The sequence below is a fragment of the Tardiphaga sp. 813_E8_N1_3 genome, assembly GCF_051811025.1.
Taxonomy (GTDB): Bacteria; Pseudomonadota; Alphaproteobacteria; order Rhizobiales; family Xanthobacteraceae; genus Tardiphaga.
Window position 1 is genome coordinate 4910924 of sequence record NZ_JBPWQE010000001.1, and the last position, 13295, is coordinate 4924218.

Consider the following 13295-nt stretch of genomic DNA (forward strand, 5'->3'; position numbering starts at 1 on the left):
CCCGGGGAGCGGCAATGTCTGTGCAGAGCAGCAATCAGCTCAGCGCAGCACCTGCGTGAACAGTATCTGCGCAAAGCGCTCGATCGGCGCCGGGCTGCGTTCGGCTTTCGACAGCAGGTTTGCGCCCTGCAGCGAGGAGACGATGAAACCCGCAACCTCCGCGCATTTGAAGTCGGTCGGCAGCTCGCCGGCTTTCACCGCGGAGGTCAGGCATTCGGCGATGCTCTGCTGAACATCGGCGAAGATCGTCAGCAGCCGGTCGCGAATGAGGTCGCTGTGGTCGCTGGCCTCGGCCGTGAAGTTGCCGAACAGGCAACCATTGCACATCCGGTCTTCGCTCAGCCGGACGACATTGGCATCGATATAGGCGCGCAGCCGCGCCAACGGCGACAGGCCCTCATTTCGCAGGGTCTGCGCCATCAATTCACGGCCTTTCGCAAAATAGAGATCGATAATCTCGAGGCCGAATTCTTCCTTGGAGGTGAAGTGATTGGTGAAGGTGCCCTGCGGCACGCCGGCGGCATGCACGATGTCGCGAACGCTGGCCCCCGCATAGCCGCGCGCATGCACGACCGCGAGGCCTGCGGTGAGAATCCTGTCGCGATTCGAGAGCTTCGCCATGGGCTTAATATGGCTGCGCCGGGCGCCGGATCAAGCGACGGCCGCGCATAGATACAAGGCGTTCTGAGCCTTATTGGGTCCTATACGCCGTAGCGCCGGGCCGCCTCGACGGTCAGGCCCTTGCCGACGGCCCCGAAGGTGTCGCCATCGATGGCGCGGGCGGCCGGCAGCGCCGCCGTGATCGCCTTGCGGACATGGGCGAGCTGGACCGAACCGCCGGTCAGGAACACCGCATCGATCGCTTCGGGCTTCAGCCCGGCCTGGGTCAGGCAGATCTTGATCCGCGCGGTAATCCGATCGGCGAGCAACTGGGTATGGCTGACGAGTTCCTTGCGGGCGACGCCGGCGGCCAGACCCGGCTCGATCCAGTCCAGCGCGATGCTCGACTTCGGCTTGTCGGACAGGCCGATCTTGGCACCCTCGACTTCCATCGCCAGCGTATGGCCGCGCTGTTCGTCCAGTACACGCACGAGACGGTCCAGCAGCTCCGGCTGCTGCGCCTCGTAACGCACCTGCTTCACCTCATTCATGACCTTGGAATCGTACATCCGGTTGATGCTCGACCAGGTCGCCAGATCGTGGAAATAGCCCGACGGCACATCGAGCCCGGCGCGCTTCATCGCCGAACGATAGCCGAGCAGCGGCATAATCACGCCGAGACTGAGATGCCGGTCGAAATCGGTACCGCCAATCCGCACGCCGTCATTGGCGAGAATGTCATCCTTGCGATCGGCATGGCGATGTCGTTCGGGCGACAGCCGTACGATGGAGAAGTCCGACGTGCCCCCGCCGATATCGGCGATCAGCGCGATCTCCTCCGAATTGATCTGGCGCTCGTAATCCAGTGCCGCGGCAATCGGCTCGAACTGGAATGTGACATCCTCGAAGCCGACATCTTTCGCGATCGCGCGCAATGTGTCTTCGGCCTTGGCATCACCGGCCGGATTGTCATCGACGAAATGCACGGGCCGGCCGTGCACGACCTTCCGGAGTTCCAGCCCCGTCGCCTGTTCTGCGCGTCGCTTCACCGCACCGAGATAATAGGCGATGACATTGCGGAAGCTGACGCGCTCGCGACCAACGCGCGTCGTCTCATCGATCAGCGACGTGCCAAGTACGGATTTAAGGCTGCGCATCAGGCGGCCAGGCGCGCCCTCGACATAGGCTTCGATCGCCTTGCGGCCGATGAAGGCGCCGGTATCGGCCTTGTAGAAGATCGCACTCGGGATGGTGAGATGATGGTCTTCGAGCGCCGCCAGCACCGGACCATCATTGATGACCGTGCCGAGCGTCGTGTTCGACGTTCCAAAATCCAGACCACAAACCGACATTGCCGCTCCCGAAAGGAACGTCCGTCTACACAGTTCGCAGGTCGCGATCTAGCATTATATTTTTGCACAGCCGCACTGTCCTGAAGCGCTTCAAACCCTGGAATTTTCGAAGCAAAACAACGTGATCCACAGAACATTCGACTGAGGTCGGCGGGGTTGATGAATCGTGTGGCATCGGTCCATAAGCGTTTTGCGACGGCGGTATGACCCGCCGCAGAATTTCGCGAAATTTCGAAGGACTCCACGCGTGGCAAACATCAATCAGAAGATCGCCGACGAACTTGGCGTACGCGAGCAACAGGTCACGGCGACCGTCGAGTTGCTGGACGGCGGCGCGACGGTGCCGTTCGTTGCGCGCTACCGCAAGGAAATCACCGGCGGTCTCGATGACGCACAATTGCGCACGCTGGAAGAGCGCCTGACCTATCTGCGCGAGCTTGAAGACCGCCGCAAGGTGATCCTGGAATCGGTGCGCGAACAGGGCAAGCTCGACGCGACGCTCGAAGCCGCCATCATGAGCGCCGACAGCAAGGGCCGCCTCGAAGACATCTATCTGCCCTATAAGCCGAAGCGCCGCACCAAGGCGGAGATCGCCAAGGAGGCCGGGCTCGAACCGCTATCGGAACTGCTGCTCACCGAGCCGCAGAACGATCCGAAGAAGGTGGCGGAAGCTTTCGTCAATGCCGAGAAGAACGTCGCCGATGTCGCCGCTGCACTTGACGGCGCGCGGGCCATTCTTGTCGAGCGCTTCGCCGAAGACGCCGATCTGATCGGGGCACTGCGCGAGCAGATGTGGGCGAACGGTCTGATGGCCTCGACCGTGCGCACTGGCAAGAAGACCGAAGGCGAGAAGTTCAAGGACTATTTCGAATTCAGCGAACCGCTGCACAAGCTGCCGTCGCACAGAATTCTGGCCCTGTTCCGCGGCGAGAAAGAAGAAATCCTCGATCTCGCGATGCAGCCCGAGCCGGTGCCGGCCACGCCCCCTTCAATCACGACACCCAGCTCCTATGAGCTGAAGATCATGCAGCGTTTCGCGATCTCCGATCAGGGCCGCCCCGGCGACAAGTGGCTGACCGAGACCACGCGCTGGGCCTGGCGCACCAAGATCCAGGTGCATCTCAACATCGATCTCCGCATGCGGCTGTGGACTGCGGCGGAAGAAGAGGGCGTCCGCGTGTTCGCATCAAACCTGCGCGATCTCTTGCTCGCCGCGCCTGCCGGCGCGCGCGTTACCATGGGGCTCGATCCCGGTTTCCGTTCGGGTGTGAAGACCGCGATTATCGACGCTACTGGCAAGGTGGTGGCCACGACGACGATCTATCCGCATGAGCCGCAGCGCCAGTGGGATGCGTCGCTCGCCGTGCTTGGCAAGCTCGCGGTCCAGCACAAGGTCGACCTGATCGCCATCGGCAACGGCACGGCTTCGCGCGAAACCGACAAAATGGCGATGGAGCTGGTCAAGCTGCTGCCGGATCTCAAGATGTCGAAGATCGTGGTGTCGGAAGCCGGCGCATCGGTTTATTCGGCCTCGGCCTTTGCCTCGGAAGAACTGCCCGAGCTCGACGTGACACTGCGCGGCGCGGTCTCGATCGCACGCCGCCTGCAGGATCCGCTGGCCGAACTGGTGAAGATCGATCCGAAGGCGATCGGCGTTGGCCAGTACCAGCACGATCTCGGTGAGAGCAAACTGGCAAAGTCGCTCGATGCCGTGGTCGAAGACTGCGTGAACGGCGTCGGCGTCGATGTGAATACCGCGTCGGCCCCCTTGTTGGCGCGCGTGTCGGGCATCGGCACGGGTCTGGCACAAAGCATCGTGCAACACCGCGATGCCAATGGCCCGTTCAAGTCACGCAAGGCGCTGAAGGAAGTGCCGCGATTGGGACCGAAGGCGTTCGAGCAGTGCGCGGGCTTCCTGCGCATCAATGACAGCGAAGATCCGCTCGACAAGTCCGGCGTTCATCCGGAAGCCTATCCGCTAGTGCGCAAGATCCTCGAAGCCACCAAGAGCGACATCAAGGCGCTGATCGGCAATGCCGAGATCCTGCGCAAGGTGCAGCCGAAGACCTTTGTCGATGACACATTCGGTCTGCCGACCGTCACCGACATCCTGAGAGAACTCGAAAAGCCCGGCCGCGATCCCCGCCCCGCCTTCAAGGCTGCGGTGTTCATGGAAGGCGTCGAAAAGCTCAGCGATCTCAAGCCCGGCATGGTTCTCGAAGGCACCGTCACCAACGTTGCGGCCTTCGGCGCCTTTGTCGATATCGGCGTGCATCAGGATGGCCTCGTCCACATCTCGGCGATGTCGAAGACTTTCATCAAGGATCCGCGCGAGGTCGTGAAGTCAGGCGACATCGTCAAGGTGAAGGTGCTGGAGGTCGAGGTCGCCCGCAAGCGCATCGCACTGAGCCTGCGCATGGACGACCCGGTCGGCGCCAAGGCCGACCGCCCGCAAGCCGATCGCGGCCCGCGCTTCAACGAGCGCCAGATGACGTCGCGCGGACCGGCCAAACAGGAAAGCAGCGGCGGCGGTGCGTTTGCAGAAGCATTGCGCCGCGCGGCTGAAAAGGGCGCGGGGAAAGCGAAGTAACTTCCTTAACCTCTCCCCGCGCAGAGCGGGGAGAGCGAGTGCCCGGCCGGCGCGTTACTTCCCCAACTCCACCGCCAACTGCAAAATAACCTCATCGCAATCGCGCGCGCCCATGATCGACAGACCGATCGGGCAATCGTCGAGCTTGGCCACAGGCAGTGAGACCTGCGGCATTCCGGCATGGCCGGACACGCACAGCAGTTCGATCGCGCGGGCTCGGAACACGTCGAGCATCGCATCCGGCGTGTTGCGCAGCGGCGCAATGCCTGGCGCGGTCGGCAACAGCATGACCGTGTCAGGGGCCAGCAGCGAGAGCACGCGTTCAACGATGGTCTTACGCATCGCGCGTGCGGCGGCGATCTCGGCGGGATCCAAAACTGCAGCAGCCGCGAAGCGTTCCTTCACGCCGGGGCCGAGCTTCGGCTGTGTCGCCTTGATCCATTCGCCCTGCGCTGCCCAGGCTTCTTCCGACTGGACTACACGGAAGGTGTTGCGCCAGGCGTTGAGTTCACCGCTTGCGACATCCACCTCCTCGCTCGCGCCAACCAGCCCCTTGATGCGATCGACCGACGGCTGCAGCAGGTTGCGAACCTTCTCATCGACGGCGCCAAACAGGTCGCTTGCGATCAGAACCTTCTTCACCCGACGCGGAGCACGCGCCTTATCCAGCAACACCTTGCCGACCTCGACCATCAATTCCGGCGTGCGCGCGAACCAGCCGACGGTGTCGTAGCTCGGCGCCAGCGGCACGGCGCCATCGAGTGGGATGCGACCATGCGTGGTGCGGATGCCATAGATGCCGCAATAGCTGGCTGGCAAACGCACCGAGCCACCGGTGTCGGAGCCGATGGCGAAATCGACGAGCGCACCAGCGGTCGCCGCGGCCGAGCCGCTGGACGATCCGCCGGGAATGCGGCCGGGTGCAGCCGGATTGATCGGCGTGCCGTAGTGAGCATTCTCGCCGTTGAGGCTCCAGGCCAGTTCATCGGTATGCGTCTTGCCAACGAGCCTGGCGCCGGCGCCGAGCAGGCGATCGACAATCGGCGTGGATTTGGTTGGCACCGGATGCGTCGCCAGCCATTCCGGGCTGCCGGCACCGGTCGGCACATTGGCGAGGTCGAAGAAATCCTTCAGCGCAAAGGTGAAACCTGCGAGAGGCCCCTCTGTCGTGGTTTGCACTTCGATGTGGCCGTGATCCACAAAGGCATTGAGCGTGTCATTGATCGGCATCGAAGTCTCCGTACGTAAATAGGGAAGCCCGCTTCAGACGGGCTTGAGCAGACTCGCAGCAGGCCTGATGAAAGTCCTGATCCCGTTCTTGAATCCGAACAGCGGCTGCGCGATCTCGCATACCGCCTCTGCTTTGGTCTCGCAATCGAGCACCACGAGATCGGCGGGATCGCCGACGGCAATGCCGTAATACTTCAGGTTGAGTAGTCTGGCGGATGCCGATGTCACCAGGTCAAGACATCCGGCGAGATCGTCGAGAGCGCCGACCTGCAGCACATTGGCATAGAGATTGACCATGCGGATCAGCGAGACATCGCCGAATGGCGTGAATGGATTCAGCACGTTGTTGGTGGAGATATTGGCGTTCACGCCCAATGCGCGCAGCCCGTGTGCCGACGTCACGCCGCGCGGCACGTTGTGATCGCTGTCGCGCCCAGTGAGGAACAGGTCGGTCGCAGGCAACACGGTCACCGCGACGCCTGCATTGGCGAGCCGTTTCGCCGCCGCCGCGAAGTCCACAGGCGGCATCGCCGATAGTTTCGTCGCATGGCCGATAGCCACGCGCCCGCCCCAGCCGGTCGCCTCGGTCATGCGGCAGACTTCTTGGTAGTCGGAACGCGAGGGATCGAGATCGAAGTCGAGATGGAAATCGATATCGACGCCGAACTCCTGCGCAATGCCGAAGATTTTTGCGATCTGACCGTTAGCATCCTTGTCAATGTAAGGCACGCCGCCGATCAGATCGGCGCCCTCCCGCATCGCCTGCAGCAACACGTCTTCGCAGCCGGGATCATCGAGCAATCCTTCCTGCGGAAATACGCAGAGCTGCAGATCGATCGCCCAGGCGTAATCCTGCTTCAGCTTTTTCAGCGCGCGAAAACTGGTGAGGCCGATGCGCGGATCGACCTCCACATGGGTGCGCATACGGTTGGTGCCGTGCGTGATCGCCTTTTCGAGCGTCTGCGATGCGCGCGCATAGACATCTTCTTCGGTGAAGTCGCGCTTGGCCCTGGCGACTTCGCCGATCACTTCCTCCAGCGTACCGTTCGCGCAATTGCAGCGGCCAAGCAGACAGGACTTGTCAAGATGGATATGCGTCTCGACGAAACCCGGCACCAGCAGGCGTCCATGCAGGTTCTGCTCTGGTGCACCGTCTTTCGGCAGCCCGATCTCGATGGCCTCGAACCGCCCGCCGCGAATGCCGATATCCACCGGACCACCCGGCCGGTCGGCAATGCGCGCGTTGCGCAGGATGAGGTCAAAACTCATGGGAAGGCTCCTGGAGATGTCGCGTCGCGGCGTAGCGAAAGTCTATTCACAGGCAAGCAAGGCATATGCCAAGACGCATGCGATCTTGTATCCGATCAAGTGTTTGAAAATACGTAAATATCGTCAAATCTCGTCGCCAGGAATGCCTAATATTCAGTCGCCGCGCGCAAGAAATGTATACGATCTGAAGCTTCACTCGAATACAATCCTGGCACCGGATTTGCTATGATCACGCCGGCATTTGCCTTCAGGAGAAACCCGATGTCGCAATCCCCCGCCGCGCTCGCGCCCGTCACCGATGAAACCGCCAAGGCTGCCGATCTCGTCGAGCGCTTTCTCGTCGCCTCCATGGTACCGGACCCGGAAACCGCCGGCACCTTCATGTCCGCAGATGTTGCGATCACCTTCACAGGCGGCCGCAAGTTCAAGCATCCGCGCGATGCGACCGCGTTCAACGCGATGCGCTACAAGTGGGTGAAGAAGAAGATGGAGCGCACCGACGTATCGCCGGGGAATGGCGAAACCATCGTCTACAATACCGGCACGCTCTATGGCGAATGGCATGACGGCACGGCGTTCGAAGGCAATCGCTATGTCGATCGCTTCGTCGTGCGGGATGGCAAGATCGTGAAGATGGATGTCTGGAACGACAGCGCCGAACGCATTCTCGTGCGCATGGATATCGAAGCGTAGCGCGAACACGGCGGCTTAATCGCCGCGCGCGTCCAGCATCTCGACATGTCGACGATCTGGCACCCGGCTTGCATACAGAATGCAAGCTGAGTGTAACCAGGGAACGTCGATGTTGCAGGGATTATCCAGGACGATGATGACGGGCGCGGCGCTGCTGTGCCTGATCGGTTTCACCAATACGGCCAAGGCCGATGCAGCTGCCTGTCCGGCGATGATTCCGTTCGGCCTGACCACGCCGCTGACGGGTAACCTTGCGTTGCTCGGCACCCAAGCCCGCAACGGCGCTGAATTCGCCGTCGAGGAAATCAACGCCGCCGGCGGCATCGCCGGCAAGAAAATCGCGCTCACCACCGAAGACACCGGCGCCTCGTCGACCGACGCTCTGAATGCGATGAATCGCATCATCGAGAGCAAACCGCTGGTCATCATGTCGTCGATGATCTCGCCGCATGTGTTTGCGCAGACCGACAGCGTCAACAAATCCGAGACCCCGTTCATCGTCGGCGCCACCAACGCGAAAGTCACCGCCCAAGGCTCGAAATGGCTGTTCCGCACCCATGCCCATGACGGCCAGCTCGCCGACCTGATCCCCGAATATCTCGTGAAGTCGCTGAAGAAGACCAAACCCGGCATTCTCGTCGTTGCCGACGATTACGGCCTCGGCGCATCGAAGGGCATTCAGGCTGCCCTCAGTAAGCTCAATGTTACGCCGGTCGCGATGGCGTCATATGCGCCATCTGACAAGGACATGACCGCGCAGCTTCTGGAGATCAAGGACAAGGGCGCGGACAGCCTGATCTTGTTCGGTCGTCCGTCGGACATCACGCTGGTGCTGAAGCAGATGGGTGATCTCGGCATCAAGCTGACCACCATCGGCAATACCAGCATCGTCGCCCAGACCATGCTGAACAATCTCTCCGCGGCCGAAGCCGATGGCAATTATGCGATCGGCGGCATGATCCCGCAGACCTCGACCGATCCGAAGATTCTGGATTGGGCGAAGCGCGTGCAGGACAAATACAAGGTGCCGGCCGACAACTTCACCGTCTCCTATTACGACTCGGTCTACATGCTGAAGTCGATCATCGAGAAAGTCGGCTGCGACAAGCCAGCGATCCGTGATGCGCTGGCTGCCACCAAGGACTTCAAGGGCATGCTGATTTCCTATCAGGCGGATGCCAATGGCGACCTCACCCATACGCTCGGCATCTACCGTAACAAGGGCAAGACCCCGGAATTCACCGGACCGATCAAAGAGAGCGGGTTCTAAGACTTCATGGGCCAGCTCGTCGTCAACGGCCTGGCGCTCGGGAGCATCTATGCTCTCGTGGCGCTCGGTCTGCTGCTGATCTTCAACACCGTCCAGATCGTCAATTTCGCGCAGGGACAGTTGTTGATGCTCGGTGCCTTCATCGGCATTTCGGGTGCGGTGACGCATGAGCTGCCGATGGCGCTGGCCTGGGCCTCTACCATGCTGGCGATGGCGCTGATCGGCATCGTCTTCATGGTGCTGGTCTACTTCCCCTTGCGCGGGCGGCCCCCCTTCCTTGTGATCCTCACCACCATCGCGATGGGCATCGTGCTGGAGAATATCGCGCTGATCATCTGGGGGCCGCTGCCGGTGTCGCTGCCCTCCCCGGTCCGCGGCCCACCGCTGCGTTTTGCCGGTGTCGTCATCTCGATGCACCAGCTCTTCATCTTCTGTACGCTGGCGGTGACCCTGTTGCTGCAATATCTGATGCTCACCAAGACGCGCTTCGGCATCCTGATGCAGGCCACTGCGCAGGACCTGCAGACCGCGCGACTGGTCGGCATTCCCGTCAACCGCACCATCGCCGTCGCTTTCGCCTTTGGTGCGATCTTGTCGGGCATCGCCGGCCTGCTGGTGGCGCCAATTTTCCTGGCTGAGCCGACCATGGGCGGCAGCCTCGGCCTGAAAGGCTTCGTCGTCAGTGTGATCGGCGGCTTCGGCAATCTGCCCGGCGCAGTGATCGGTGGCTTATTTCTCGGCCTGATCGAAACCTTTGGCGCGCGCTACATCTCGTCGAATTTCCGCGACGCCTATGCCTTCATCGTGATGATCGCTGTGCTCGTGGCCTGGCCGCGCGGACTGTTCGGCGAGAAGAGCAGCGAGAAGGTGTGACAGTGAAACACTGGCTTCCACTCGCGCTTGGCGCTGTCGTGGCGCTGCTGATCCCAGCAGTGACCCATGACAACTATGTCATCCAGCTCCTCAACATTGCCATCCTCAACGCCATTGTCGTGCTCGGCCTGAACTTCGCCACCGGCTGGGTCGGCCAGATCAATTTCGGCCAAGCGGCGTTCTACGGCCTCGGCGCCTACACCACAGGCATCGCCACCAAGGCTGGATTGCCCTGGATCACAACACCCTTCCTGTCGGTCATCATCGTCATGGCTGCAAGCCTTGTGCTTGGCCTGCCGACGTTACGGCTGCGCACCTATTATCTTGCGATGACCACGATCGGCTTCGGCGAGATTGTCCGGTTGATCATCGTGCATTGGGAACCGGTGACCGGCGGCACCTCCGGTCTGCGCGCGATCCCGGGTATCAGCGTGTTCGGCATCGGCCCGCAAGGGCAGGTTCAACATTACTATTTGCTGATCGCAGTGCTGGCGATTGCGGCCCTCGTCGCCGCGCGAATTCGGCAATCGTCGCTCGGCCGCGCCATGATCGCCACCAAGGATTCCGAGATCGCCGCCGAACAGAGCGGCGTTGACACCACGCGCACCAAGCTGATCGCCTTCATGATCGGCGCGGTCTATGCCGGCCTCGCGGGTTGCCTCTATGCCTCCTCGATCCGCTTCATCAGCCCGGACAGCTTCTCGGGCACCCAGGCCATCCTGCTGATGACCATGCTGATCGTCGGTGGCATGGGCTCGATCCCCGGCTGCATAATCGGCGCCGTGGGGCTAACCGTTTTACCGGAGGCGCTACGTTTCCTCGGGCAATGGTACCTCGTGCTTTATGGCCTCGGCGTCATCGCCGTGATCGTGCTGACGCCCGGCGGCCTCGCATCGCTGGCATCACGGCTACCACTCTGGGCAGGTGCGCGATGACGGATCAAGCGATCATCACCGCGCGCGGCGTGACGCGCCGTTTCGGCGGCCTTGTCGCGCTCGACGGCGTCGATCTCGACGTCCCCAAGGGGATCGTGCAGGCGATCATCGGCCCCAACGGCTCAGGCAAAACCACGCTGCTGAATGCTCTGTCCGGCGCCTCCCATGCCGATGCCGGCTCGATCCGCATCGACGACAAGGAGATCTTCCGCCTCAGGCCCAACCGCATCGCGCGACTCGGGCTGGCGCGCACGTTCCAGAACATCCGGGTGTTTTCCAATCTCACCGTGCTGGAAAATGTGAAAGTCGCCGCTGCCTGCAACACGCCCATGTCGATGATCAACATCATGTTGTCGAACGCGACACAGCGGCAGCGCGAGGCGGAGATCGAGAGCACGGCGCGTGAGGCACTGGACATCGTCGGCCTCGCCGGGCGCGCGGGCGACCGTCCGACCCAACTGCCTTATGCGCAGCAGCGCCTGCTGGAAATCGCACGCGCACTGGCTTCAAAGCCCGGCGTGCTGCTGCTGGACGAGCCCGCTGCCGGCATGAACATGACCGAGAGCATGGCCCTGCTCGACACCATCGCGAAACTGAAAAGCAAGGGCATCACCGTGCTGCTGGTCGAACACAATGTGCGGCTGGTGATGGGGATCAGCGACCGCGTTGCCGTCCTCGACTTCGGCAAGAAGATCGCCGATGGCGCGCCGTCCGAGGTGCAGCGCAACCCGTTGGTGATCGAGGCCTATCTCGGCAGGCGGCATCGCCATGCTTAAGATCGACAATCTTCGGGTCTCCTACGGCCACATCGAAGTGCTGAAGGGTATTTCCCTGAGCGTCGAGATGGGCGAGATCGTCGCCTTGATCGGCGGCAACGGCGCCGGCAAGACCACGACGCTCAGCACCATCTCCGGCCTGCTGCGACCAACATCCGGCACGATCTCGTGGAAAGGCGAAAACATTCATGGCACGGCCGTCGAAGCCATTGTCGGGGCCGGCCTCGCACACTGCCCCGAAGGCCGCCGAATTTTTCCGGGCCTTACCGTGCGCGAGAATCTGATCACAGGGACAGCGTCGCGCGCCTACAAGAAGGCCGAGGTCGAGGACGACCTGACGCTGGTATTCGAACTGTTTCCGCGGCTGAAAGAACGTATCAAGCAGGGTGGATGGTCGCTCTCCGGCGGCGAACAGCAGATGCTGGCGATCGGCCGAGCGCTGATGTCACGGCCGAGCCTTCTGATGCTGGATGAGCCCTCGCTGGGGCTCGCGCCCATCGTGATCGAGCAGGTGTTCGACAAGATCGTCGAGCTAAACAAACGCACCGGGCTTGGCGTATTGCTCGTGGAGCAGAATTCGGCGATGGCACTCGAAGTGGCGGCGCGTGCATTCGTGCTGGAGACCGGATCGATCACACTATCCGGCCCGGCTTCCGTGCTCGCCGACGACCCGCGGATCCGCGAGGCATATCTGGGCGGGTAGCTGTTGGTCTCTCCTCGACTTAGAAGCGAGGCCAACGTTCTGTCACTTCACATTCTTCAGCAGCGCGATATTCGCGGCGACCTCCTTCGCCACGAGATCGTCCATGGCCTTCGGCTCCATCGGCATCGGTTCGACGCCGATCTTCGTCAGCGCAGCCTGCATCTCCGGCTTGGCCAGCACCTTGAGGCCGGCATCGCGCATCTTGTCGACGATCTCGCGCGGCGTCTTCGACGGCACGAATACGCCAATCCAGCTGTTACTGACGCCGTCCTTCAGTCCGACCTCGGCTAGCGACGGCACGTCGGGCAGTTCCGGAGTCCGCTTTTCGGTGGAGACGACGAGCGCACGCACCTGCCCTTCCCGGATCAGCGGCAAAGCCGTCGCCGCCGGGCAGAAGTAGAAATCGATACGGCCACCAAGAATGTCAGCAATCACTTCAGGCCCACCGCGATAAGGGATGTGCGTCGCCTCAAAGCCGCCGGCCATCCGGAATTTCTCGGCGCTGATATGCACGGCGCTGCCGATGCCGACCGAGCCGAAATTGATCGACGATCCCTTGGCTTTCGCATCCCTCAGGAAATCATCAACGGTCTTCCAGGGACGCTCCTTCGGCACGATCATGATCTGCGGGCTTACGCCGATCATGATCACCGACGACAGGTCCTTCGACGTGTCGTAGGGCAGGCTTGCATTGATCGCCGGGGTGATCGTCAGCGCCGAGGAATGCGCCAGCACGCTATAGCCATCCGGATCCGCCTTCGCGACTGCCGCAGTGCCCACCGCACCGCCGCCGCCAACACGGTTCTCTACTACGATGGTCTGGCCGAGTTCCGGACCAAGGCGCTCAAAGAAGATGCGCGGCACGACGTCCGTCGCGCTGCCTGGGCCGAACGGAATGGTGGCCTTGATCAACCGGGTCGGCCAGGTGGTGTCCGCATGCGCCGCCGTGCACAGCAACAGACCTGCAACAACGCCAGACCACCGCACAAACTTGTTCATACCTT

General features: G+C 62.0%; 12 protein-coding genes. 7 read left to right on the forward strand and 5 right to left on the reverse strand.

From position 1 onward, the window contains the following. Positions 1 to 39 precede the first annotated feature (39 nt). Both AB8A33_RS23290 and AB8A33_RS23295 read right to left on the reverse strand, forming a co-directional pair. Complete coding sequence (locus AB8A33_RS23290) at positions 40 to 621, reverse strand: TetR family transcriptional regulator C-terminal domain-containing protein (RefSeq protein WP_439094921.1); 582 nt, start codon at positions 619 to 621, stop codon at positions 40 to 42. A gap of 80 nt (positions 622 to 701) precedes the next feature. Next, entirely contained in the window at positions 702 to 1952 is a 1251-nt protein-coding gene (locus AB8A33_RS23295; protein ID WP_439094922.1) for an Hsp70 family protein, read from the reverse strand. 247 nt (positions 1953 to 2199) lie between these two features. On the opposite strand from AB8A33_RS23295, the gene AB8A33_RS23300 reads away from it, so the two are divergent. Beyond that, positions 2200 to 4542 carry a Tex family protein gene (locus AB8A33_RS23300; RefSeq protein WP_439094923.1) on the forward strand — a complete coding sequence of 781 codons (2343 nt, stop codon included), beginning with the start codon at positions 2200 to 2202 and terminating at the stop codon, positions 4540 to 4542. 54 nt (positions 4543 to 4596) lie between these two features. On the opposite strand, the gene AB8A33_RS23305 is transcribed toward AB8A33_RS23300, so the two are convergent. Continuing rightward, on the reverse strand, positions 4597 to 5772 hold the full coding sequence (locus tag AB8A33_RS23305; protein ID WP_439094924.1) for an amidase: 1176 nt from the start codon (positions 5770 to 5772) through the stop codon (positions 4597 to 4599). A 33-nt stretch (positions 5773 to 5805) separates the two neighbouring features. Further along, positions 5806 to 7041: an amidohydrolase family protein gene (locus AB8A33_RS23310; protein WP_439094925.1), complete on the reverse strand. Its 1236-nt coding sequence runs from the start codon at positions 7039 to 7041 to the stop codon at positions 5806 to 5808. A 261-nt stretch (positions 7042 to 7302) separates the two neighbouring features. Here AB8A33_RS23310 and AB8A33_RS23315 point away from each other — a divergent pair, with 261 nt between their 5' ends. The 6 genes from AB8A33_RS23315 to AB8A33_RS23340 all read left to right on the forward strand — a co-directional run bounded on the left by AB8A33_RS23315 (position 7303) and on the right by AB8A33_RS23340 (position 12291). Then, positions 7303 to 7734 carry a nuclear transport factor 2 family protein gene (locus AB8A33_RS23315; RefSeq protein WP_439094926.1) on the forward strand — a complete coding sequence of 144 codons (432 nt, stop codon included), beginning with the start codon at positions 7303 to 7305 and terminating at the stop codon, positions 7732 to 7734. 109 nt (positions 7735 to 7843) lie between these two features. Continuing rightward, positions 7844 to 9004 carry an ABC transporter substrate-binding protein gene (locus AB8A33_RS23320; protein WP_439094927.1) on the forward strand — a complete coding sequence of 387 codons (1161 nt, stop codon included), beginning with the start codon at positions 7844 to 7846 and terminating at the stop codon, positions 9002 to 9004. Positions 9005 to 9010: 6 nt separating this feature from the next. After that, the gene (locus AB8A33_RS23325; protein WP_439094928.1) at positions 9011 to 9877 is read left to right on the forward strand and encodes a branched-chain amino acid ABC transporter permease; all 867 of its coding nucleotides are present in this window, start codon (positions 9011 to 9013) and stop codon (positions 9875 to 9877) included. After that, positions 9874 to 10812: a branched-chain amino acid ABC transporter permease gene (locus AB8A33_RS23330; protein ID WP_439094929.1), complete on the forward strand. Its 939-nt coding sequence runs from the start codon at positions 9874 to 9876 to the stop codon at positions 10810 to 10812. Before AB8A33_RS23325 ends, AB8A33_RS23330 begins: the two co-directional genes overlap by 4 nt. Further along, a complete protein-coding gene (locus AB8A33_RS23335) occupies positions 10809 to 11588 on the forward strand; it encodes an ABC transporter ATP-binding protein (RefSeq protein WP_439094930.1) in 780 nt (259 codons plus the stop codon). Before AB8A33_RS23330 ends, AB8A33_RS23335 begins: the two co-directional genes overlap by 4 nt. After that, positions 11581 to 12291, forward strand: coding sequence for an ABC transporter ATP-binding protein (locus AB8A33_RS23340; protein WP_439094931.1), 711 nt, complete (start codon positions 11581 to 11583; stop codon positions 12289 to 12291). The genes AB8A33_RS23335 and AB8A33_RS23340 overlap by 8 nt, the downstream gene beginning before the upstream one ends. Before the next feature lie 42 nt (positions 12292 to 12333). On the opposite strand, the gene AB8A33_RS23345 is transcribed toward AB8A33_RS23340, so the two are convergent. Next, positions 12334 to 13290, reverse strand: a complete 957-nt coding sequence (locus tag AB8A33_RS23345; protein WP_439094932.1) for a Bug family tripartite tricarboxylate transporter substrate binding protein — start codon at positions 13288 to 13290, stop codon at positions 12334 to 12336. Positions 13291 to 13295: the final 5 nt, after the last annotated feature.

Bases quoted from the DNA above. Each gene is read 5' to 3' on its own strand.
- AB8A33_RS23290 (WP_439094921.1), bottom strand. From the start codon at position 621: ATGGCGAAGCTCTCGAATCGCGACAGGATTCTCACCGCAGGCCTCGCG.
- AB8A33_RS23295 (WP_439094922.1), bottom strand. From the start codon at position 1,952: ATGTCGGTTTGTGGTCTGGATTTTGGAACGTCGAACACGACGCTCGGC.
- AB8A33_RS23305 (WP_439094924.1), bottom strand. From the start codon at position 5,772: ATGCCGATCAATGACACGCTCAATGCCTTTGTGGATCACGGCCACATC.
- AB8A33_RS23310 (WP_439094925.1), bottom strand. From the start codon at position 7,041: ATGAGTTTTGACCTCATCCTGCGCAACGCGCGCATTGCCGACCGGCCG.
- AB8A33_RS23315 (WP_439094926.1), top strand. From the start codon at position 7,303: ATGTCGCAATCCCCCGCCGCGCTCGCGCCCGTCACCGATGAAACCGCC.
- AB8A33_RS23320 (WP_439094927.1), top strand. From the start codon at position 7,844: ATGTTGCAGGGATTATCCAGGACGATGATGACGGGCGCGGCGCTGCTG.
- AB8A33_RS23325 (WP_439094928.1), top strand. From the start codon at position 9,011: ATGGGCCAGCTCGTCGTCAACGGCCTGGCGCTCGGGAGCATCTATGCT.
- AB8A33_RS23335 (WP_439094930.1), top strand. From the start codon at position 10,809: ATGACGGATCAAGCGATCATCACCGCGCGCGGCGTGACGCGCCGTTTC.
- AB8A33_RS23340 (WP_439094931.1), top strand. From the start codon at position 11,581: ATGCTTAAGATCGACAATCTTCGGGTCTCCTACGGCCACATCGAAGTG.
- AB8A33_RS23345 (WP_439094932.1), bottom strand. From the start codon at position 13,290: ATGAACAAGTTTGTGCGGTGGTCTGGCGTTGTTGCAGGTCTGTTGCTG.